This is a genomic window from Xanthomonas cannabis, from assembly GCF_040616535.1.
Classification (GTDB): domain Bacteria; phylum Pseudomonadota; class Gammaproteobacteria; order Xanthomonadales; family Xanthomonadaceae; genus Xanthomonas; species Xanthomonas cannabis.
This window is the reverse complement of the sequence record NZ_CP136580.1, coordinates 2,837,311-2,856,422: the sequence shown is the minus strand read 5'-3', so window position 1 is coordinate 2,856,422 and position 19,112 is coordinate 2,837,311. Positions and strand designations below refer to the sequence as shown.

The window sequence follows — 19,112 nt, the reverse complement described above, 5'->3', positions numbered from 1 at the left end:
ACGAGCAGATTGATGCCCATGTTCGAGGATGCAGCATGGGCCGAGCGGCTCCTCCACAGCGACAACACTCAATTCACGCGGCGCGCATATGTGCGCAACGTGTTTGCGATGATGGAGGGCTGCATCTGGGCGCTCAAAGAAACCTTGCTTATCGCGCCAACGGCTGGGTCACGCCCGAAGCTCCTCGCTAGAGGCGAGTTCGAACTGTTGTCAGACATTTCCTATGATCTCAAGGCAAATGGCGAGGTGAAGGAGCAAGTGAAGTTTCTTCGCCTCCCGGAGAACATCCGATTTACGTTTCGTGTGCTCGGCAAGTATTTTGGAGGAACGTATGACCTTGGGATAGGCGGTAAAGGGTGGCAAGCCTTCCTAACGGCGCAAGCTGTACGCAACAGAATTACGCATCCGAAAACCTGCGAAGAGTTTCAGGTCTCGGATGCAGAGATCGAACAATGCCAGCTCGCGTGTTCCTGGTTCAACGAACTAGTGGCTGCATTCTTCCAATCGCTTGCAGACGCAAACCTTCGCGCTAAGGTCTAACAATTCATTCAAGCCGACGCCGCTTCGCGGCTCGGCTTAACTCAGGCGTTAGGCCGTGGTGGAGCAAGTCAGTTGGTGGCTGCAGCTTCGGTGAGTGGGCTGGCACGCATGCGGTCAGCTCCGGGAGGCAGTCACTGCTGTCATGGGTTGCGGTGAGTCCGGTGCTTCGGCTTCGCACGTTGTGGGTGCGCTGCGCTCATTGCACTTGGCTTTGGTGGCATCACGCTCCGCTGCATCGCCGGGCAAGCTCCATCTCACAACCTGTGGCACACTCGGCTCAAGCGGCAGTGCTGGGGAGCAAAGTTGCAACATCTAACTTTTGCGGCCACTCACTGCCTAACAACTTATTCAAGCCGAAGTTGCTTCGCAACTCGGCTTAATTCAAGCGTTAGCCGCATCGCACATGATCGAGCAATCTCAAGCCATGCTCTACATCGTTGAGGCCTGTCCTTCTTTCCGTTCCGCTTGGGGGGCGCACCTGCACGAGTACGGCAACGACCTCTTGTATGTCGCTGCCGGAAAGCTGGCCAATCACTTGCTTGTACTGTACAGAGCCGGCGATTCATTGGCCTTCCCAGCCTTGGCTGCTGCAATTGAGCGCCTACATATTGATGGTTCCGCCTGGGTCAAGGAGTTCGCTACCATCGGTATTTTGGAGGCCATTCAAAATGCCTGGGGCAATGCGGGCATCGATCCAGAGACACTTGCTGGCTACCTAGGTCCCGAAAGCCTTCGGTCGTGGCGAGGGCTCAACAATTTTTGGTCTGGTCGGTCCCAAAATGTTGTCGCAGGCGGCTAACAATTGATTCAAGCCGAGGCCGCTTCGCGGCTCGGCTTAATTCATGCGTTAGGCGGTGGTGGAGCAGATACGTTAGAGGTTGCTGCTTCGATAAGTTCGCTGGCGTGCGTGCGGTGGGCTCCGGGTAGTAGTCATCTCTGTTACCGGCGGCGGCAGCCTGAGCGCTTCGCTCTTGCACGTGGTTGCCGCGATGCGCTTATTGGGTAATCCCCCCACAGGTTAGCTGACGCCAGAAGTGGAATTTTCTCGTACCCTTTTCCGAGGAGGTTCCATGAAGACATCCCGCTTCACCGACAGCCAGATCATTGCCGTCCTCAAGCAGGCCGAGGCCGGCACGCCCGTGCCGGAGTTGTGCCGGGAACACGGCATCAGCTCGGCGACGTTCTACAAGTGGCGCAGCAAGTTCGGCGGCATGGACGCATCGCTGATGTCCCAGCTCAGGGAGCTGCAGGACGAGAACCGGCGCCTGAAGAAGATGTACGCCGATGCCCAGCTCAGCGCCGACCTGCTGAAGGAGGCGATGGCAAAAAAATGGTGAGGCCATCTCAACGCCGGGAGATGGCCCGATGGGCCGTAGATGGTGGCCACACGAACATCCGGCATGCCTGCCGGACCTTTGCGGTGAGCGAGACCTGCTTTCGCTATCAAGCCAAGGCCAGCGAGGAGAACGCCCGGATTGCCGATTGGCTGGTGCGGTTGACCACAACCTCTCGTGATTGGGGGTTCGGCCTGTGCTTTCTGCACCTGCGCAACGTGAAGGGCTTTGGCTGGAATCACAAGCGGGTGTACCGCATCTATCGGGAGCTGGAGTTGAACCTGCGGATCAAGCCGAAGAAGCGGCTGGTGCGCGAGCGGCCAGAGCCGTTGGCGGTGCCGGAGACGATCAACCAGGTCTGGTCGATGGATTTCATGCACGACCAGCTGGCCGACGGCCGCAGCTTCCGGTTGTTCAATGTGCTCGATGACTTCAACCGTGAGGGTCTGGGCATCGAGGTCGACTTATCGCTGCCATCGGCCCGGGTGATCCGCTCGTTGGAACAGATCATTGACTGGCGCGGCAAGCCAAACGCCATTCGCTGCGACAACGGCCCGGAGTACATCAGCGGCGCGCTGCTAGCTTGGGCACAGCAGCGCGGGATTCGGATCGAGCACATCCAGCCAGGCAAGCCGCAGCAGAATGCCTATGTCGAACGTTACAACCGCACCGTCCGCTACGCCTGGCTGGCCACAACGTTGTTCGACACCATCGAGCAGGTTCAGGACAAGGCCACGCGCTGGCTATGGACGTACAACCATGAGCGCCCCAACATGGCGCTCGGCGGTATCACGCCAGCAATGAAATTGGCGATGGCCGCCTAGCTCCACTTTTGGCGAACGCTCAAAGCGGGGGGATTACCCCAGCGTCTGGCTTCGGTGACACCACGCGCCGCTGCATCGCTGGGCAAGCTCCATCCCGCAAGCTGTGGCACACTCGGGGCAGGCGGCAGTACTGGGGAGCAGGGTTGCAACATCCAACCTTCGCGGCCACTCACTGCCTAACAACTCATTCAAGCCGAAGTTGCTTCGCAACTCGGCTTAATTCAAGCGTTAGGCAGCATGTGAAGACACTCGCAATCTCGATGGGGTTTTTTCTTGGAGTTGCAGCATCGCTGCCAGCCGTGGCACAGAACGACGCGTGCGCTTCTAGTGATACTTCTCGGTTTCCTAGGCTTGACGATGCAGACCGCCAGGCACTTTACGACCTGTACGAGAAGATTAACTTGACCAAGAAACATGCAACGTTAGGCGCATTTTTGCAGAGACCTGATCTAATCGAGGCCACTCTAAGCGCGCACGATGAGCTCTTACAATGTAATTATTGGGTCGGCCCGATTGCGTCCTTGTCATTTACTCCGATTAGATCGGCCAGTGGAGTGGCGCTTACTGCATCTAAACTTGTGTTCAAGTTGACCCGGAAGCCAAAGTACACGCGCGGTGTGTGCTTCCTTGGTGTTCAAAGGAACTTCCTAAGCTGTACGAGCGACCAGATTACGGGCGCGTGGCTGCTGCCTAACAATTCATTCAAGCCGAACCCGCTTCGCGGGTCGACTTAATTTAGGCGTTAGCACCCTATGACAGATTCGCTGTCCGTCAATGAAGCGCTGGACCAACTGGATCGCCTCGCCGGTGTGCCTGTCGCTATCCATGGCATCCTGCACTTCGAGTTTGAGCACGTCGCTATTTGGCACTATCCAAAAGCAGAAGGACGTGACGTCGAGCCATTTGGGCAAGCGAGTTCCAGCATTTGGCTCAGCACCGGCTCGGGTAGTGTGCAGCTCAACGAGCGAGGCCTAGAGAAGTTGGATGGTCATCGGGTGTCGGTGCTAGGTACGCTTCATGCGCCAGATCCACGCTTTGGTGGTTGCGGACACATGTCGGGCGCTCCTGCAGAGATACTGGTCAGCTCCATTGACCACCTATAAGGGTGCTAACAATTCATTCAAGCCGAACCCGCTTCGCAGGTCGGCTTAACTCAGGTGTTAGATTACATGAAGCGATTACTGTGGCCGAAGAAAATTGCCCAGACTGCGGTTGTGAAGTGGGCAAATTTCACGAGCTTTATTGCCTGAAGGAGCGCTGCCCATTTTGTGGAGATCAGCTTGTTTCGTGCGACTGCATGAAAGCGGTACTTCAGTTATCACAGGAAGAGCAAGAAGTGGTTGATGCATATGAAGATGACAGTGAAGAGCCATTGCGCAGTATCGTTCTGCGATGGGAGAAGGCTCTCCAGAGGAAAGGGCGCACCCCTTACTCTCCGTGATGCCATCTAACAATTCATTCAAGCCGACGTCGCTTCGCGGCGCGGCTTAATTCTTGTGTAGGCCGCATGAGCAGCATCGCGTCACGTCAGGCTTTAGTTCTGTCACTGGTCCGCGGCCTCTGGGGCGAGGTCCATCCGCAGCTACGCCAAGCTTCGATTGAGGCGGATGAAACCGCATGCATTGTTCGGCTGCGCTTTGAGTACGACGGCGAAGCCCAAGGCCAAGCGCAGGATAGTTGCTCATGTGCTGCTGCGGAGGTCATCGGTGACTTTTCTAACTTCTGGGACTTGGACGAGCAGCATGTGGCTGCCCCTTTTCCCAATTCACTCCCTCCATTGGAGTATCTTGTCTATCGTCGCTGGGAGCCTGATGATGCGCCCTAACAACGCATCCAAGCCGACGCCGCGTCGCGGCGCGGCTCAATTCAGGCGTTAGGCAGCATGAACAGCAATCTCGCTTGTCTAATTTCCGACTATCAAAGTGCTGTCCGCAAGGCTGTTGAACTCATGCGTAATTCGGGTATAGACCTACCCGCCACAAATAGAGACTGGGCAGCTAACGGCATTCCTCAACGCGGCACGCTCACAGGCGACGTCCCGTACTTCAAACATGGCTACGGCTGTTCGGTCAAACTGCCCAGTGGGGCGGTAGACTTCGACTTCGGTGTGCACGGAGAGACCCATGGCTTTGACCTTTGGCGACTGGCAAGCTTTGCTGGGCAAAGGCTTCCGGAGTACGGCTTCCGTACTGAGGCTGCTCTCAACGATTGCTTCAAAGCAGAGCTGGCGGCTGGCTCACTCGTGTATTCGGGATACATCCTTCACTACCTCGCGCATGCCGCCTAACAATTCGTTCAAGCCGATACCGCTTCGCGGCATGGCTTAACTCGGCCGTTAGGACCAATGGGAATCCTCGAGTCTTCCACAGCCAATCTAAGATTTGCCGGGGATGATCTGGTCCCAAGTCATGTGACTTCTCTGCTAGGCCACTCTCCTAGCGGCTCACAGCTCAAGGGTGAGGTGCTTCGCGTTAGCAAAGACCGTACGCGCATCTCAAAAACGGGATGCTGGCGTCTCAGTGCAACCGCTAGGCAGCCGGCAGACCTTGAAAGCCAAGTCTTTGAGATCCTCAGCATGCTCACTCCTGATTTAACAGTTTGGGCTAGCCTTGCTCCCTATGAGCCTGATCTTTTCTGCGGCATCTTTATGGCTAGCGGCAACGACGGTCTGCCGTTGTCATCAAAGGCTTTACTTGCGCTCGCACAACGGGGTATATCCTTGGACTTGGACATCTATCATGCAGGCGATTAGGCATCCGAGGTTGGGCCCTAACAATTCATTCAAGCCGAACTTGCTTCGCGTGTCGGCTTAATTCAGGCGTTAGGACCTGTGTTCAACCTTCGTCGCTACTTCCGTCATCGCGAACTCAAGCATCTCTGGGATCAGGTGCTACCGGGCATGACGGTAGCTCAGGCAGAACAGATCCTGGGCTTCGGCTTCTTTAAGGACTCAGAGAACGCGGCCGGTAGGATTGTCTACTCCAACCACGCGCAATATTTCTTGCCCTTCTACCTGGTCGTAGATCGCTCGTCTAGCCAGATTGTCCGCCGGCACAACATTCGCGCACTTGACGAGTTGTAGCTCGGCTCAAGCACCGGTTCTTGCTCTATGCTTGGTTATTGAGCCCCCGGTGGCAGCTGCCGGGGCCTAACAACTCATTCAAGCCGAAGTTGCTTCGCAACTCGGCTTAACTCAAGCGTTAGGCGGCACTGAACCTATGCGCACATTCGTAATTTTCCTTACTATCGCGGTCTGCGCTTTCGTTATTCCGCTCGGCTTCCGATTCTCTCCAAACAAGCTCTATCTACTGCTCTCCCTGTGCGCGTCGCTCGCCGTCTGGCTTCCTTTTCACCGGTACCTAGTAGGCCATTGGAGCGTACATCCGAGGGTGACGCGCGCCGCAAAGATCAACGCTTCCAATGTAGTCGTGCAGGCCACAATCCTGTCGGCAGCAGTTTTCTTCCTTTCGTGTTTCGTTTTCGGCATCTTCTTCACCATGGCGGTAGGCAACACAACTCTTCAGGTCGGCCGAGTCATCTCATCGTGGCCGTCAAGACGCTGCACCAACCTGAAAGTCAAGACGGAAACCGCTGGCTTCGTGAGTTTTTGTACTAGATCTCCACTCGGTGTAGGCTCAGCCATCGCGGTCCGCGTTCGTACGTCCGCTCTGGGGCATTACGTCGAGTAGCGTCCTAACAATTCGTCCAAGCCGACGCCGCTTCGCGGCGCGGCTTAACTCAGGCGTTAGGCAGCCATGAGAAATGTTCTCGGTCTCGCAGCACTCCTCGTGTCGGCCGCTGGCTGCTCCACAGCTCCGCTTGTCGGTGACTTGCACACCACGGGACTAGAGTCCTCGCCTGCACAGATTGCCGGCCAGTGGCAGTTCAACGCACTGGGAAACGACGCGATCCGTGAGTCTGTAGTCATCCTTACCACAGAGTCTGCCAACACCTGCCTGTCTGGGGAATGGTTTAAGGCGGTCGTGGTCTCGCCGGGAGGCTTGTCCTTCTCCAAGCCCGCGTACAACTACTCGGATGGTCGGCTAGAGTTGCTTCTGTCTTCTGAGCTCTGCGATGCATACACTTCGCTGGTAGGGAGCGTTTCAGGTAGTCGCTTTAGCGGCGCACATGTTTCATATGGTCTGTTCGGCAGCACCGAGCAAGGCAAGATCACTGGGGCACGTCAGCCGTAGTCGCTGGCCGCCTAACAATTCATTCAAGCCGACCCGCTTCGCGGGTCGGCTTAATTCCAGCGTTAGGGGGCAGTGGGAGTGAGCTACGTCGGCAAGATCCTTGTGTTCGTACGTGGCATGCTGGGCCTTGGCCGAGCCGATGCCACCAGCAAATTTGAGCAACCACAAAGTGAACCTCTGTTTATGGCAATGCCCAACGGTGAGCTTGCGGGCGCCGCCCGAGCAGCTCACGGCTCGCTAAGCCACTTTCATCGGCTCCTAGCCGATGAGACACCGACTGATGTCCCGCCAATGGTAAAGACATACATCTGTGATCCGACATGTGGCGGGATGTGGCTTTGGCTAAGCATAGACTCCGCCACGCCCTATGGGTTCAACGCTTCCGTCTTCGAAGCGCCGCCCGAGTTCACTGATCTTTCCCCTGGCACAAAGAAATTCGTGCTGGAATCGGAAGTAGCGGATTGGGCTTTGATCAGATCGGGCGTTATGCATGGCGGTTACTCGCTTCGTATTCAACGGAACCGCCTTCCTGCAGCCGAGCGCGAGCCTTATGATCGCTACATCGGGGTGAGCAGCTATGCGCCGCTGCCTACGCCCTAACAATTCGTCCAAACCGACGCCGCTTCGCAGCGCGGCTTAAATCAGGCGTTAGGCACCACAACGATGCGTGATCATAGTATTCGCTTCAGAACAGAACTGTTCGACTACAAGGGAGATATTCCCGAAGATGCTAATGCGGGCAATCGGTTCTATGGAAAGGATGTAGCCGAGCTTCTAGCGAATGGCATGAGCAGCTCATCATTAACCATGGGTTTCGCTGACGAAGACTGGGGGTGGATGGTCTTCGGAAGATCTAACGATGGAAGGTTTGTTGAGATTGCGATTTACAACCTAAGGGCTAATGGCGCGCCTGGACACGGAACCAACGAATGGGGTCTATGGCTCAGAGCTTTCGAAAAGCGGAAATGGCTTGCCATCTTCAAGCGCAACTACGAGATTGAGTGCCCAACAGATATGATGGCAGCCCTTCACGCAGCGATCTCCGGAGCCGGAATTAAGCCAGATTAGGGGCTGGAACGGCGGCGAAGCGCCGTCTAACCCTTCTATCGAGCTGACATCCAACGGGGTACCCCGCTGGCCGTAGCTCTTGTCAAACATTATGCTCTTTGGAGAGATCATGGACATCCCGAAGAATCCGCTAGAAGAAGCACTTGCCCGAGCGGCCGACGAGCCCGCTTCGCGACCTGACTTTTATAGGGTTCTGCTTGACTCGGAGATCTTTGTTATCGGATATACGGACGCACCTGGTGATGGTCAAGGCACGATTCCCGCTGGCGCGAAAATCTCTCTAGTCAACTTTGAGAAATCCGACGGAGCGCCCTTCATCCCTTTCTTCACGAGCCTTGAAGCGCTGCGGAGCGTATTGAGGGACGAATCGCGCTATGTGGCGATGCCTTCACGAAGCTTTTTTGAGATCACGCGAGGTGCAACCCTTGTCCTTAATCCAGGAGTGAGCTACGGGAGGGAGTTTTTCCCTAGAGAGATTGACGCTCTTCTAACAGTGGGCGTAAATTACATCGCAGATCAGAGGGTGGTTGAGAAAGAGACAAAGGTTGTTTTGGGTCAACCAGCGAAGTATCCGATCCGGATGGTTGGTTCACTTTCTAAGCTTTTCGGAAAACACCCGAATGTTCGTGCAGCCTATCTTTGCTTGATGCACGATCCCGCAGCTTCATCGGCACCTACACTTCTCGTTGGCATTGAGGGCGATGGAGAACTCGGAGTGGCTATCCGAGAGGCCGGCGCAATCGCAGCAGACACAGTGCCGAGTGGGGAGATGGTCGATTTGACTCGGGTGCAACGGGGCGACGCTGGTCTGAGCAGTTACTTCATCGATTCCGTAAAACCATTCTATGAACGTTCGTGGACCGCAAGAATTCGTTCGATCTTCTCGTCCTGAAGAGAGTAAATATTCGCTCAAGCGCATAGATTAGCTCATGCGTTAAGCGGCGGCGTAGCGGGTGCATTGATGTTTGCTGCTTTGGCGAGTGCACAGGCATGCATGCAGTCGGCTCCGGGCGGTAGTCATCGCCGTTGTGGATTGGGGTGGCTTCGGTTCTTCGCTTTGGCAGGTCGTTTCCGCGCTACGTTCCTTGCGTTTGGCTTCGGGGCACCACGCGCCTCGGGATCGCTGGGCAAGCTCCAACCTACAACATGTGGCAACACTCGGTCCAGGCGGCAGTGCTGGGGAGCAGGGTTGCAACATCCAACCTTTGCGGTCACTCACCGCCTAACAACCCATTCAAGCCGAAGTTGCTTCGCAACTCGGCTTAATTCAAGCGTTAGGCCGTGGTGGAGCAAGTCAGCTGGTGGGCCAGGCTTCGGTAAGCTCGCAGGTGTGCATGCGGTGGGCCGGTTAGCAGTCACCGTCACTCGTGTCGGTAGGGCTCGTGCTTCGCCCTCGTACGTCGTTGCCGTGCAGTACTCTTTACGCTTGACTTCGGTTGCATCATGCGTATGGGAATTGTTGGGTAAGCTCTATCTCATAACCTGTGGCACACTCGGATCAGGCGGCAGTGTTGGGGAGCATGCTTGCAACGCTCAACCTTTGCGGCCACTTGTTGCCTAACAACTCATTCAAGCCGACGCCGCTTGGCAACTCGGCTTAATTCAAGCGTCAGGTAGCAAATCATCAATGCGCCCATTCCTCTTCGCTGTCCTGTTCGCATCGGTTGCTTCGGCGGCGCAGGCACACTCAAATCAGCACTCAACGAGGCCACCCGTCGTGAATGAAGTCGCCAGGGGGGAATTTGTAGTCAAGCTGCTGCCGCTTGCCTTTGAGGGTCAAGCCGAAGGTTCAGCGCTCGGTCGAATGTCCATCGACAAGACGATATCCGGTGATCTGGTCGCGACGAGCAAAGGTCAGATGCTGAGCGCGATGACTTTAACCCAGGGCTCAGCTGGGTACGTCGCCATGGAGATCGTCGAAGGCTCCTTAAAGGGCAAGAAAGGAACCTTTGTCCTTCAACACACCGGAACAATGAACCAAGGAAGTCCAAGCCTATCGGTCACCGTGGTTCCTGATTCCGGTACTGGTGAGCTTGTTGGTCTGGCCGGTGACTTCAACATCCACATCACAGCTGGCAAACACAGCTACGAATTCGAGTACACGCTTCCGTAGCGCGCAGGGCCGCCTAGTCCCTCGCTCAAACTGGCCCGCCACAGCTGCTTGCTTAAACGTCAAAACGCTCTTGCAGATTTCAACATGCGTAGAATCGTTCAGACAGACGCGTCTGGGTGCGGCATCGCCTGCGCGGCCATGGTTGCGGGTGTTTCGTACTCAACCGCAGAGAAAGGTGCCATCGATTTGGTGATGCACTGCCTCATTACACTGAGTTTGGCGATCTCGTAGCGCTCTTGTCATCCTTGACTTTGTCTGTCCCGATCGCACACAGCTGTACTTGCTCAGAGCCGTCTTTACTAATGGATCAACTGGCGGGTACAACTTGAGTCGTGTCGTAGCGCCCTCTGGGTGAGGCATCAATCAATTGGCAAATCCAGCGGCACACATCGCTTCGCTCTGCTTACTGCCTGCCATTTGACCCTTCCGAGATCTATATCACTGCGAGTGGAGCATCTAAGGTAAGCCCTAACAACTCATTCAAACTGAAGTTGCTTCGCAACTCGGCTCAATTCAGGCGTTAGGCAGTGGTGGGTCATTACAACTTTGGCATCTGCTGTCGCGTGATCTGGCGTGGCCAGCGCTGGCTGCGCGCGACCGGGTAGGCCGATAAAACCTCATCGCGTGCGATCACGCTTATGCGGCTCATCGAATTCGTCGGCTACCGGCAAATGCCCAGGCCAACCGAATCGACGCAATGCGTTGCACTGCAGTCAGATGCAACGCACCCGCCACTCACTTTAGGCAATGGCGGAGGCCAAGCGTGCGAGCGATGCTCGCAGCTTCTCTAAGCGTCACAGATTCCAATCGATCCGCATGCCCGCAATCAACGCGTTCTTGAGATCGTTGGTGCGGGTGGGTTCGTTGAACTGGTCGGGGTTGATCACGTAGTGCAGGTTGGGGGCGATGCGCAGGCGCTTGGTGACCTGGATGCCGTAGCTGAGCTCCATCATGATCTGGTTGTCGGCCGGGGTGCCGGTGCCGCCGGCCGAGGCGCGCGCCAGGCGCAGGTTTTCGATCGCTTCGTCGCTGTATTTCTGCTGCGTGATCACGAACGCAATGTTGTCCTGCGGGCGGCTGGCGAAGGTGCCTTTCTGTACCAGGCCCAGTTGCACGAAGTGGTCTTCGATGGCCTGGCCGCCGGTGCTCTTGAGGACGGCGGCAAAGACGGTCAGGCCCTGGGTGCCGGACGGGTCCGGGTTGGTGACCTGTTGTTCGAAGCGGCCGAACAGGCCCGAGCGGCCTTGCTTGTTTTCATAGCCCAGGCCACTGAGCACGGCGGGGTTGCCGTTGCGGTCGCGCAGCGGGTCGGTGTAGTCGGAGTTGTCCTGCCAGCCGCCCAGTTCGTACATCGCCGCCAGCGTGCCGTCGCCGCCCTTGTTCTTATAGCCGATGGCGTAGGGCACCACCACGCCGGTAGTGTCGTCGGTGCTCCATTTCAGGCCATGCTGGCCGTCCTGCGCCTGCACCGGGTTCACCTCGTAGGCGCCCACGTGCACATAGACCTTGGGCGTGACCCAGGCGGTGGCGTGCGCGGCCCAGCTGGAGACCGGCCAGTAGGTGAAGTTGCTGGTGCGGAACACGAAGGTGGGGTTGCCGCAGGCCGAGTTGCCCTGGAAGTACTGGCACAGGTCCGAGCCGAGGAAGTGGATGTTGGCCACGCTGCGGCCGGCTTCCAGTTCCAGGCGGTCGTTGAAGAGTTTTTGCAGCAGGGTGAAGTTGGCCAGGCGCGTGCCCTGGCCGCCATAGATTTCCTGCACCGAGGTGCTGTTGCCGATGCTGCTGTTGGACAGATTGGTGCCGTGGCGGTTGGAGACTTGCAGCTTGACCGTGGCGCCGCCCCAGCCGAACAGGCGGTCCATGTCGACATCGGTGCCGACCATCAGCTGGCCGGCGTAGGCGTCGCCATTTTTGCGGCCGCCATCGATCATCGAGGCGGCTTCGCCGGTGTAGCCCAGCTTGAGCTTGAAGGCATCGGCGGCATCCTGCGCGTGGGCCAAGGGGGCCAGCGCCATGGCAAGCGACAGGCACAGCAGACGATGGGAAGCGCGGTGGGAGAGCAGGGCGGACATGGCAGGACTCCGAACAAAGAGGGCGTGGCCGAGGTGGCGAACGCGACAGCAAGGGCATGGGCAAGCCGCTGGCGGCGCGCGATCACTACGCGGCGCGGCGGTAACAGCAATCAGGGGTGACGCGCGTCCGGCGCGTCGGATGTGGCGGCAGATGTCTGCCGCCGCGGGTTGGCTCAGGCGACGACGTCGGCCACCGGTTGCTTGAGCACGCGCAGCGCGATGGCAGTGACCACCACACCGGCCAGCAAGGCCAGCACATACATCGCCAGATGGGTCACGGCATTGGGGATCAGCAGCACGAAGATGCCGCCATGCGGGGCCTTCAGTTCGGCACCGACCGACATCGAGATCGCGCCGGCCACCGCCGAGCCGATCACCAGCGCGGGAATCGTGCGCAACGGGTCGCGCGCGGCATACGGGATCGCGCCTTCGGTGACGAAGGCCAGGCCGAGCACGCCGGCGGCGGTGGCCGAGCCGCGTTCTTCCAGGGTGAAGCGGTTGCGGAACACCCAGGTGGCCAGCGCGATACCCAGCGGCGGGGTCATGCCGGCCACCATGGCGGCGGCCATCGGGGTGTAGACCTGGCTGGCGATCAGGCCGGTGGAGAACGCATAGGCAGCCTTGTTGACCGGCCCGCCCATGTCGAAGGCCATCATGCCGCCGAGCAACAGGCCCAGCAGCAGCGCGCTGCTGCCCTGCATGCCGCGCAGCCAGGCGGTGAGCCAGGCCAGCAGGTCGGCCACCGGTTGGCCGAACACGTACATCATCGCCAGCCCGACCAGCAGGGTGCCCAGCACCGGCAGGATCAGCACCGGCTTGAGTCCTTCCAGGTTGCGTGGCAGCTTGATGTAGCGGTTGAGCGCGGCCACGCCGTAGCCGGCGATGAAGCCGGCGATGATCCCGCCAAGGAAGCCGGCATTGAGGTTGGCGGCGACCAGGCCGCCGATCATGCCGGGCGCGATGCCGGGGCGGTCGGCGATGGAGTAGGCGATATAGCCGGCCAGCGCGGGCACCATCAAGGTGAAGCCGGCCTTGGCGCCGATCTGGAACAGCGACCAGGCCAGCGTGCCCTGGTGCGCGTCGTCGCCGGCGTAGATGCCGCCGAGTGCAAATGCCAGCGCGATCAACAGGCCGCCGGCAGTGACGAATGGCAGCATGAACGACACGCCGGTCATCAGATGCTTGTAGGCGCCGGTGCGGCCGTTGCCCTTGCTCGCGGTGGCGCTGGTGGCGGTGCCGGTGGCAGGTGCCGTGCCGCCGTGCACGCTGGCTTCGGCCAGTGCCTTGTTGATCAGCGCCGGGCCGTCGTTGATCGCCGGCTTGGTGCCGCTCTTTAACAGGCGCTTGCCGCCGAAGCGGGCCAGATCCACTTCGCGGTCGGCAGCGATGATGACCACATCGGCCGCGCGGATTTCGTCATCGGTGAGCGCGTCCTGCGCGCCGACCGAGCCCTGGGTTTCCACGCGCATCTGGTAGCCGAGCTTCTTGGCAGCCTGCTGCAGGCCTTCGGCGGCCATGAAGGTGTGCGCGATGCCGGTGGGGCAGGAGGTGATGGCCACGATGCGCTTGCTGCCGGTGCCGGCGGCTGCCGACCCGGTCGCCGAGGCGGGCGCGGCAAATTGACCGACCGCCGCGGCCGGGTCGTCCAGCACGGCACCCAGGCTCAGCTGCAGCAGCTGTGCGTCGCCGAAGCGCGCGGTGTCGGCATCGGCATCGCCGACCACCAGCACCTGGGTGGCCGCGCTGGCCAGCTCGCTCGGCAAGGCGCCGAGCACGCCCTGGTCGCTGCGGATCTCGATCGTCACGCTGCGCCCGGCGGCGGTGGCCGCACGGCGCAGCGCTTCGGCCGCCAGGACGGCTTCGGTACTGCGTTCGCCGGCGGCGATGACCACGATGGAAGAGGACATGGCAAGACTCCTGCTGTATTGCGGTCGCCGGTGTGGCCGGCGGGGGAATTCGATGGGGTTAGACGAACGTGCGACGCGCGCCGGGCGTGTCATTGGTCGCGGTGCGCCTTGCGCGTGGCGACCTGCCGTCGGGCCGCGCCTGCAGGGACCGGCTCACGACACGGTCTCGATCACGACCTCGGCGGCGGCACGCCGCACGCCGTCGGCGGTGAGTCGGCGTGCGTCGCCGCTTTCCAGCCGGCACATCGAAAACGCCGTGGCCAGCCGCGCGCACTGCGCCAGGTCGGTGGCGGCATCCAGCAGCGCTGCCGCCAGTCCGGCCACCATCGCATCGCCGGCACCGACGCTGCTGCCCTGCGCCAGGCGAGGGGGGCGCGCGATCAGGCGCTGGTCGCGCTGCACGAACAGGGCGCCGTCGGTGCCCATCGAAATGACCACGAGCTGGATGCCACGCGCGAGCAGTTCGTGCGCGGCGGCGCCAAGCGCGGCGCGGTCGGTCAACGGCCGGCCGGTCCAGGCTTCCAGTTCGTGCCGGTTGGGCTTGACCGCATACGGCAGTGCGTCGCGTGTGGCATCCAGCGCGGCCACCAGCGGCGCACCGCTGGTATCGAGCAACACCCGCGCGCCGGCCGCGCTGGCCTGGGCCTGCAATCGCGCCCAGCTGTCGGCCGGCAGGCCGGCCGGCAGGCTGCCGGACAGCACCACCGGCAGGCCGGGGCGCAGCAGCGGTGCAAGCTGATCGGCCACGCCTTGCAGGTGCGCGCCGCTCAACTGCAGGCCGGGCAGGTTGATGTCGGTGGTGTCGTTGCTGCGCGCTTCCACCAGCTTGAGATTGGTGCGCGTTTCGCCGGACACGCGCTGGCAGTGATCGACGATGCCGCGCTCGCGGAACAGCGCTTCGAACACGCCGGCGTTGCCGCCGCCGAGCACGCCGAGTGCGGCCACAGCGGTGCCCCAATCGGCCAGGCAAGCAGCGACATTGATGCCCTTGCCACCGGCATCGTTGCGCACGCTGCTAGCGCGATGCACGGCGCCGGGTTGCAGGCTGTCGAGCTGGATGGTCTGGTCGATCGCCGGGTTCAGCGTGACCGTGATGGCCTGCAGGCTCATGCCGTGCCCTCGCGCTTGGCTTCCAATGCGCGCACCTGTTCGGCGGTTTCGCAGTCCAGCGCCTGCTCGGCCAGCTGCTGCAGCTGGTGCATCGAGGCGCCACGCAGGCGCGCCTTCACCGCCGGGATATCGTTGGGCGTCATCGACAACTCCTGCACGCCCAGGCCAGCCAGCAGGCTGGCGCCGAACGCATCGCCGGCTAAGCCGCCGCATACGCCGACCCAGCGGCCGTGTTTGCGTGCGCCTTCAATGGTGCTGCGGATCATGCGCAGCACTGCTGGGTGCAGGCTGTCGGCCTCGGCGGCCAGTTCCGGGTTCTGGCGGTCGATCGCCAGCACGTACTGGGTGAGGTCGTTGGTGCCGATCGAGAAGAAGTCTGCATGGCGCGCCAGCACGTCGGCCTGGGCGGCGGCGGCCGGCACTTCGATCATGATGCCGATCGGCACCTCCGGCGCCTCGAGCTCGGCGCGGAGGCGTGCGCAGATGTCGCGCAGGGCGATTAGCTCCGGCACCGAAGTGATCATCGGGAACATGATCGACAGCCGCGCGCCGTCCTTGGCCGCGCGATACAACGCACGCAGCTGCGGTTCGAGCAGGTCCGGGCGGCGCAGCAAGAGGCGCGCACCACGCACGCCCAGGAACGGGTTTTCTTCGTGCGGCAGTTCCAGGTGCGCTACCTGCTTGTCGCCGCCGATATCCAGCGCACGCACGATTAACGGGCGGCCGTCCAATGCCTGTGCCATCGCCAGGTAGGTGGCGTGCTGTTCGTCTTCGCTGGGGGTGCGGCCGCTTTCCAGGAACAGGAATTCGGTGCGCATCAGGCCCACGCCTTCGGCGCCCTGGGTCAGCGCCATCGCCACCTGGTCGGGCAGGTTGACGTTGGCGCCGATGTCGATGTGGTGGCCATCGGTGGTTGCGGCCGGCAATGCGCGCTGCGCGGCTTCGCGCTCGCGGATGGCCTGCTGCTCGGCGATGTGGGTGCGGGCCGCGTCCAGATCCTGCGCGGACGGGTTGAGGTACAGGCGCCCGCTGCCGCCGTCGATGATGGCGGTGACGCCGTCTTCGATATCCAGCAACTGGCCGCCGGCCGCGACCAGCGCCGGCAGGCCCAGGGTGCGCGACAGGATCGCGGTATGCGAGGTCGGCCCGCCCTGCGCGGTGGCCAGGCCAAACACGCGGGCGGTATCCAGATTGGCGGTGTCCGAGGGCGACAGGTCGCTGGCCAGCAGGATGCACGGCTGCTCGGGCAGGTCGGTCAGCCCGGCGCCGGCAGCGGCCGGGTCGAGCTGGGCCAGCACGCGGCGGCCGACATCGCGCAGGTCGGCTGCGCGGCCGGCCAGCACCGGGTTGCCCAGCGCGGCCAGGCCGGAGGCCATCTGTTCGACCGCCTGATGCCACGACCACGCCACGCCGTGGCCTTCGACCATCAGCTGGCAGGTGCGGGTGATCAGGTCGGTGTCGTTGAGCAGTTCGGCCTGGGCCTTGAAGATGGCCGCGTCCGAGGCGCCAAGCCGGCGCTGGGTGTCGTCCTGGATGGCCGCCAGCTGCTGGCGGGTGCGGGTCAGCGCGTCGTGCAGCAATGCGCCGCCATCCCCCAGGCCCACCGGTTGATCGGCCACTTCGGTCTGCGCGGCGCGCAGGCGGTGCACGATGCCGACCGCCACGCCCGGGCTGGCGCCGATACCGACGATGGCCGGCTGCGCCTGTGGCGGGGTCCAGCCGACCACCGGGGCGGCGCGGCGCTGCGCCGCACGCTCGGCATCGGCCTTTTCCTGTGCGGTCAGGCTGTCCATCACGGCACGCAGGCGCTTGAGCAGGGCGGGTGCATCAGCGCCTTCGGCCGAAACGGTGATGCTGTCGCCGGCACGCAGGCCCAGCTGCAACAGGCCGACCAGGCTCTTGGCATCGGCGGCCTGGTCGCCGGCACGCACTTGCGCCCGCGCGGAGAAGCCGCGTGCGGTCTCGGCCCAGCGCGTGGCCGGGCGGGCGTGCAGGCCGCTGGGATACGCAATCGTCCACTCGAAGCGTTCGGCCAGGTCGGTGGCCGGCGCGGCGCTGGCGTCCGGCGCGCGGTCGCCGGTGAGCGCGGCCACGATGACGGCGGGGTCGTCGGTGCTGAACAGCGCTTCCAGCTGGGCCGGGTCCTGGATCAGCCGGGTCAGGCGACGCAGCAGGGTGATGTGGGTGTCGGACTGGGCGGCAATGCCGACCACCAGGCGGGTGGTCTGGCCGGGGTTCCACTCCACGCCGTCGCGCAGCTGCAGGACGGCGATGCCGTCGCGGCGCACCAGATGGCGGTCTTCGCCCACCCCATGCGGGATGGCCAGGCCGTGGCCCAGAAACGTGTTCGCCAGGCCTTCGCGGCGGCGCATGCTGGCGTCGTAGCCGGGCGCCACGCAGCCTGCGGCCACCAGCAATTGCGCGGCCTGGGCAATGGCATCGTCCTTGTCGCGGGCCTGCGCATGCAGACGGATGAGCTCGGGAGTCACGGGGGCGGGCGACGGGGAGGACAAGGCGGGCTCCGATTGGGGGATCAGGCTGGGAAGTATAGTGGGAACGTTCCCACGTTTCAGGTCAATGTGCGGTGCACAAAATCCTTGTAGTGCTTTCGGGTTAGGATCAGAGGCGACACCGCACCTGGGTCAGGTGCGCAAATGGAGCGGGAACGGTCCCAGTGAGTATCAGCATCAATGACGTGGCCCGGGTGGCCGGTGTGTCCAAGTCCACGGTCTCACGCGCCCTGGGTACCGGGCCGGTGAGCGAGGAGGTGCGGGCCAAGGTCGAGGCCGCCGTCCGCCAGACCGGCTATCGCCCCAACCTGATGGCGCGACGGCTGCGCTCCCAGCAGTCAGGCATCCTGGGTGTGATCGTGGCCGACATCCGTAACCCGTACTTCACTGCGCTGATCCGCTCGGTGGAAGAGGTCGCTTACCGTGCCGGTATGCGCGTGACCCTGTGCAATACCGATGAAGATCCCGAGCGCGAGGCGCTGTATCTGGAGCTGATGCAGGAAGAGCGCATCACCGGGCTGATCTTCGCCCCGACCCGGGTCACCGTGGGGCGCATGCACGAACTGGCCCTGGATTACCCCTCCGTGCTGGTCGACCGTGCCGGCCCCGGCAGCCGCTACGACAGCGTGGTGCTGGACAACGCCGCGGCCATGGGCGAGCTGGTGGCGCATCTGCAGGGGCAGGGCTACCAGCGCATCGGCGGGTTGTTCGGCAGCACCAGTACCACGGCGGCCGAGCGCCGCGACGGTTATCTGGCCGCAATGCGCGCGCAGGGCCTGAGCCCGGATTACCGCGAAGTAGCACCCACCGCCGAGGCGGCCATTGCCGAGCTGGAGCAGTGGCTGGCCAACGATGACCGCCCCGAAGCGATTGTCACCAGTAACAGCCTGCTGCTGATGGGCGCGCTGAAGGCCGCACGCACCGCCGGCCTGCGCCTGCCGCACGACCTGGCCCTGGCCGGGTTCGACAACGAGCGCTGGACCGATCTGGTCGAACCGGGCATCACCGTGGTCGAACAGCCGGTCGAAGACATGGGCCGCGCGGCGATGTCGCTGCTGCTCGAGCGCCTGAGCAACCCGCAATTGCCGATCCGCCGCATGGTCATGACCGGGCGTTGCGTGGTGCGCGGCTCCACCGACGCGCGCCCGCGCACCTAGCTGCCGTCGTCGTAGGAGCGCACCCGGGCGCGACCGGCGTTACCGGTACAGCCCATCGCGCCCGGGTGCGCTCCTACCACGGCGTGGCGGTCGTCGCGGATCGCGCTGTGCGGGTCTTTTCCAATCACGCCATGTCACCAATCCCCGCCACCCTGTAGGAGCGCACCCGGGCGCGACGGGGGGATCGGTGGAGCCCATCGCGCCCAGGGGTGCTCCTACACGTGCCTGGCGGGTGTTGCGGATCGCGCAGTGCGGCCTTGCCCGAGCACGGTAATGTCACCGAT

17 protein-coding genes and 1 pseudogene are annotated in these 19,112 nt (G+C 61.8%); 13 read left to right on the top strand and 5 right to left on the bottom strand.

The window, feature by feature from the left end:
- The first annotated feature begins 12 nt into the window (after positions 1-12).
- The 3 genes from RZV17_RS12205 to RZV17_RS12195 all read left to right on the top strand — a co-directional run bounded on the left by RZV17_RS12205 (position 13) and on the right by RZV17_RS12195 (position 2,698).
- Complete coding sequence (locus RZV17_RS12205; RefSeq protein WP_355603733.1) at positions 13-540, top strand: hypothetical protein; 528 nt, start codon at positions 13-15, stop codon at positions 538-540.
- Positions 541-943: 403 nt separating this feature from the next.
- Positions 944-1,339, top strand: coding sequence for a hypothetical protein (locus RZV17_RS12200; protein ID WP_355603730.1), 396 nt, complete (start codon positions 944-946; stop codon positions 1,337-1,339).
- A 271-nt stretch (positions 1,340-1,610) separates the two neighbouring features.
- A protein-coding gene (locus RZV17_RS12195) for an IS3-like element ISXcd1 family transposase (RefSeq protein WP_355603727.1) occupies positions 1,611-2,698 on the top strand; the annotation gives its coding sequence in 2 pieces (ribosomal slippage) (positions 1,611-1,863 and positions 1,863-2,698; 1,089 coding nt in all).
- A gap of 62 nt (positions 2,699-2,760) precedes the next feature.
- Here RZV17_RS12195 and RZV17_RS12190 read toward each other — a convergent pair.
- Positions 2,761-2,850: pseudogene (locus RZV17_RS12190) on the bottom strand (xanthomonadin biosynthesis protein); the annotation flags it as partial.
- A gap of 600 nt (positions 2,851-3,450) precedes the next feature.
- On the opposite strand from RZV17_RS12190, the gene RZV17_RS12185 reads away from it, so the two are divergent.
- The 9 genes from RZV17_RS12185 (at position 3,451) to RZV17_RS12145 (ending at position 10,072) form a co-directional block, all read left to right on the top strand.
- Positions 3,451-3,801 (top strand): hypothetical protein, encoded by a 351-nt coding sequence (locus tag RZV17_RS12185; protein WP_355603724.1) that lies wholly within the window; start codon positions 3,451-3,453, stop codon positions 3,799-3,801.
- A gap of 404 nt (positions 3,802-4,205) precedes the next feature.
- Positions 4,206-4,523 (top strand): hypothetical protein, encoded by a 318-nt coding sequence (locus RZV17_RS12180; protein ID WP_184371058.1) that lies wholly within the window; start codon positions 4,206-4,208, stop codon positions 4,521-4,523.
- 57 nt (positions 4,524-4,580) lie between these two features.
- Positions 4,581-4,985 carry a hypothetical protein gene (locus RZV17_RS12175; protein ID WP_184371056.1) on the top strand — a complete coding sequence of 135 codons (405 nt, stop codon included), beginning with the start codon at positions 4,581-4,583 and terminating at the stop codon, positions 4,983-4,985.
- 57 nt (positions 4,986-5,042) lie between these two features.
- Positions 5,043-5,450: a DUF4279 domain-containing protein gene (locus tag RZV17_RS12170; RefSeq protein WP_184371054.1), complete on the top strand. Its 408-nt coding sequence runs from the start codon at positions 5,043-5,045 to the stop codon at positions 5,448-5,450.
- Positions 5,451-5,528: 78 nt separating this feature from the next.
- A complete protein-coding gene (locus RZV17_RS12165) occupies positions 5,529-5,780 on the top strand; it encodes a hypothetical protein (protein WP_355603719.1) in 252 nt (83 codons plus the stop codon).
- A 1,189-nt stretch (positions 5,781-6,969) separates the two neighbouring features.
- Complete coding sequence (locus tag RZV17_RS12160) at positions 6,970-7,491, top strand: DUF2314 domain-containing protein (protein WP_184371051.1); 522 nt, start codon at positions 6,970-6,972, stop codon at positions 7,489-7,491.
- A gap of 63 nt (positions 7,492-7,554) precedes the next feature.
- Positions 7,555-7,959 (top strand): hypothetical protein, encoded by a 405-nt coding sequence (locus RZV17_RS12155; RefSeq protein ID WP_184371049.1) that lies wholly within the window; start codon positions 7,555-7,557, stop codon positions 7,957-7,959.
- Between the two features lie 109 nt (positions 7,960-8,068).
- Positions 8,069-8,851, top strand: coding sequence for an enhanced serine sensitivity protein SseB C-terminal domain-containing protein (locus tag RZV17_RS12150; protein ID WP_221194584.1), 783 nt, complete (start codon positions 8,069-8,071; stop codon positions 8,849-8,851).
- Between the two features lie 825 nt (positions 8,852-9,676).
- Positions 9,677-10,072: a DUF3224 domain-containing protein gene (locus RZV17_RS12145; protein WP_338122373.1), complete on the top strand. Its 396-nt coding sequence runs from the start codon at positions 9,677-9,679 to the stop codon at positions 10,070-10,072.
- A 794-nt stretch (positions 10,073-10,866) separates the two neighbouring features.
- On the opposite strand, the gene RZV17_RS12140 is transcribed toward RZV17_RS12145, so the two are convergent.
- From RZV17_RS12140 to ptsP, 4 genes are all read right to left on the bottom strand, one after another.
- The gene (locus RZV17_RS12140; protein WP_179453946.1) at positions 10,867-12,144 is read right to left on the bottom strand and encodes a carbohydrate porin; all 1,278 of its coding nucleotides are present in this window, start codon (positions 12,142-12,144) and stop codon (positions 10,867-10,869) included.
- Positions 12,145-12,317: 173 nt separating this feature from the next.
- Positions 12,318-14,051, bottom strand: a complete 1,734-nt coding sequence (locus RZV17_RS12135) for a PTS fructose transporter subunit IIC (RefSeq protein ID WP_179453944.1) — start codon at positions 14,049-14,051, stop codon at positions 12,318-12,320.
- A 153-nt stretch (positions 14,052-14,204) separates the two neighbouring features.
- Entirely contained in the window at positions 14,205-15,161 is a 957-nt protein-coding gene (pfkB, locus tag RZV17_RS12130; protein ID WP_179453943.1) for a 1-phosphofructokinase, read from the bottom strand.
- Positions 15,158-17,674 (bottom strand): phosphoenolpyruvate--protein phosphotransferase, encoded by a 2,517-nt coding sequence (gene ptsP / locus RZV17_RS12125; RefSeq protein WP_355603710.1) that lies wholly within the window; start codon positions 17,672-17,674, stop codon positions 15,158-15,160. The genes pfkB and ptsP overlap by 4 nt, the downstream gene beginning before the upstream one ends.
- Before the next feature lie 161 nt (positions 17,675-17,835).
- On the opposite strand from ptsP, the gene RZV17_RS12120 reads away from it, so the two are divergent.
- On the top strand, positions 17,836-18,828 hold the full coding sequence (locus tag RZV17_RS12120; RefSeq protein WP_355603707.1) for a LacI family DNA-binding transcriptional regulator: 993 nt from the start codon (positions 17,836-17,838) through the stop codon (positions 18,826-18,828).
- Positions 18,829-19,112 lie beyond the last annotated feature (284 nt).

Coding starts and splice junctions, on each gene's coding strand:
- RZV17_RS12205 (WP_355603733.1), top strand. CDS start 13: ATGCCCATGTTCGAGGATGCAGCATGGGCCGAGCGGCTCCTCCACAGC.
- RZV17_RS12155 (WP_184371049.1), top strand. CDS start 7,555: ATGCGTGATCATAGTATTCGCTTCAGAACAGAACTGTTCGACTACAAG.
- RZV17_RS12170 (WP_184371054.1), top strand. CDS start 5,043: ATGGGAATCCTCGAGTCTTCCACAGCCAATCTAAGATTTGCCGGGGAT.
- pfkB (WP_179453943.1), bottom strand. CDS start 15,161: ATGAGCCTGCAGGCCATCACGGTCACGCTGAACCCGGCGATCGACCAG.
- RZV17_RS12140 (WP_179453946.1), bottom strand. CDS start 12,144: ATGTCCGCCCTGCTCTCCCACCGCGCTTCCCATCGTCTGCTGTGCCTG.
- RZV17_RS12180 (WP_184371058.1), top strand. CDS start 4,206: ATGAGCAGCATCGCGTCACGTCAGGCTTTAGTTCTGTCACTGGTCCGC.
- RZV17_RS12150 (WP_221194584.1), top strand. CDS start 8,069: ATGGACATCCCGAAGAATCCGCTAGAAGAAGCACTTGCCCGAGCGGCC.
- RZV17_RS12185 (WP_355603724.1), top strand. CDS start 3,451: ATGACAGATTCGCTGTCCGTCAATGAAGCGCTGGACCAACTGGATCGC.
- RZV17_RS12200 (WP_355603730.1), top strand. CDS start 944: ATGATCGAGCAATCTCAAGCCATGCTCTACATCGTTGAGGCCTGTCCT.
- RZV17_RS12135 (WP_179453944.1), bottom strand. CDS start 14,051: ATGTCCTCTTCCATCGTGGTCATCGCCGCCGGCGAACGCAGTACCGAA.
- RZV17_RS12175 (WP_184371056.1), top strand. CDS start 4,581: ATGAACAGCAATCTCGCTTGTCTAATTTCCGACTATCAAAGTGCTGTC.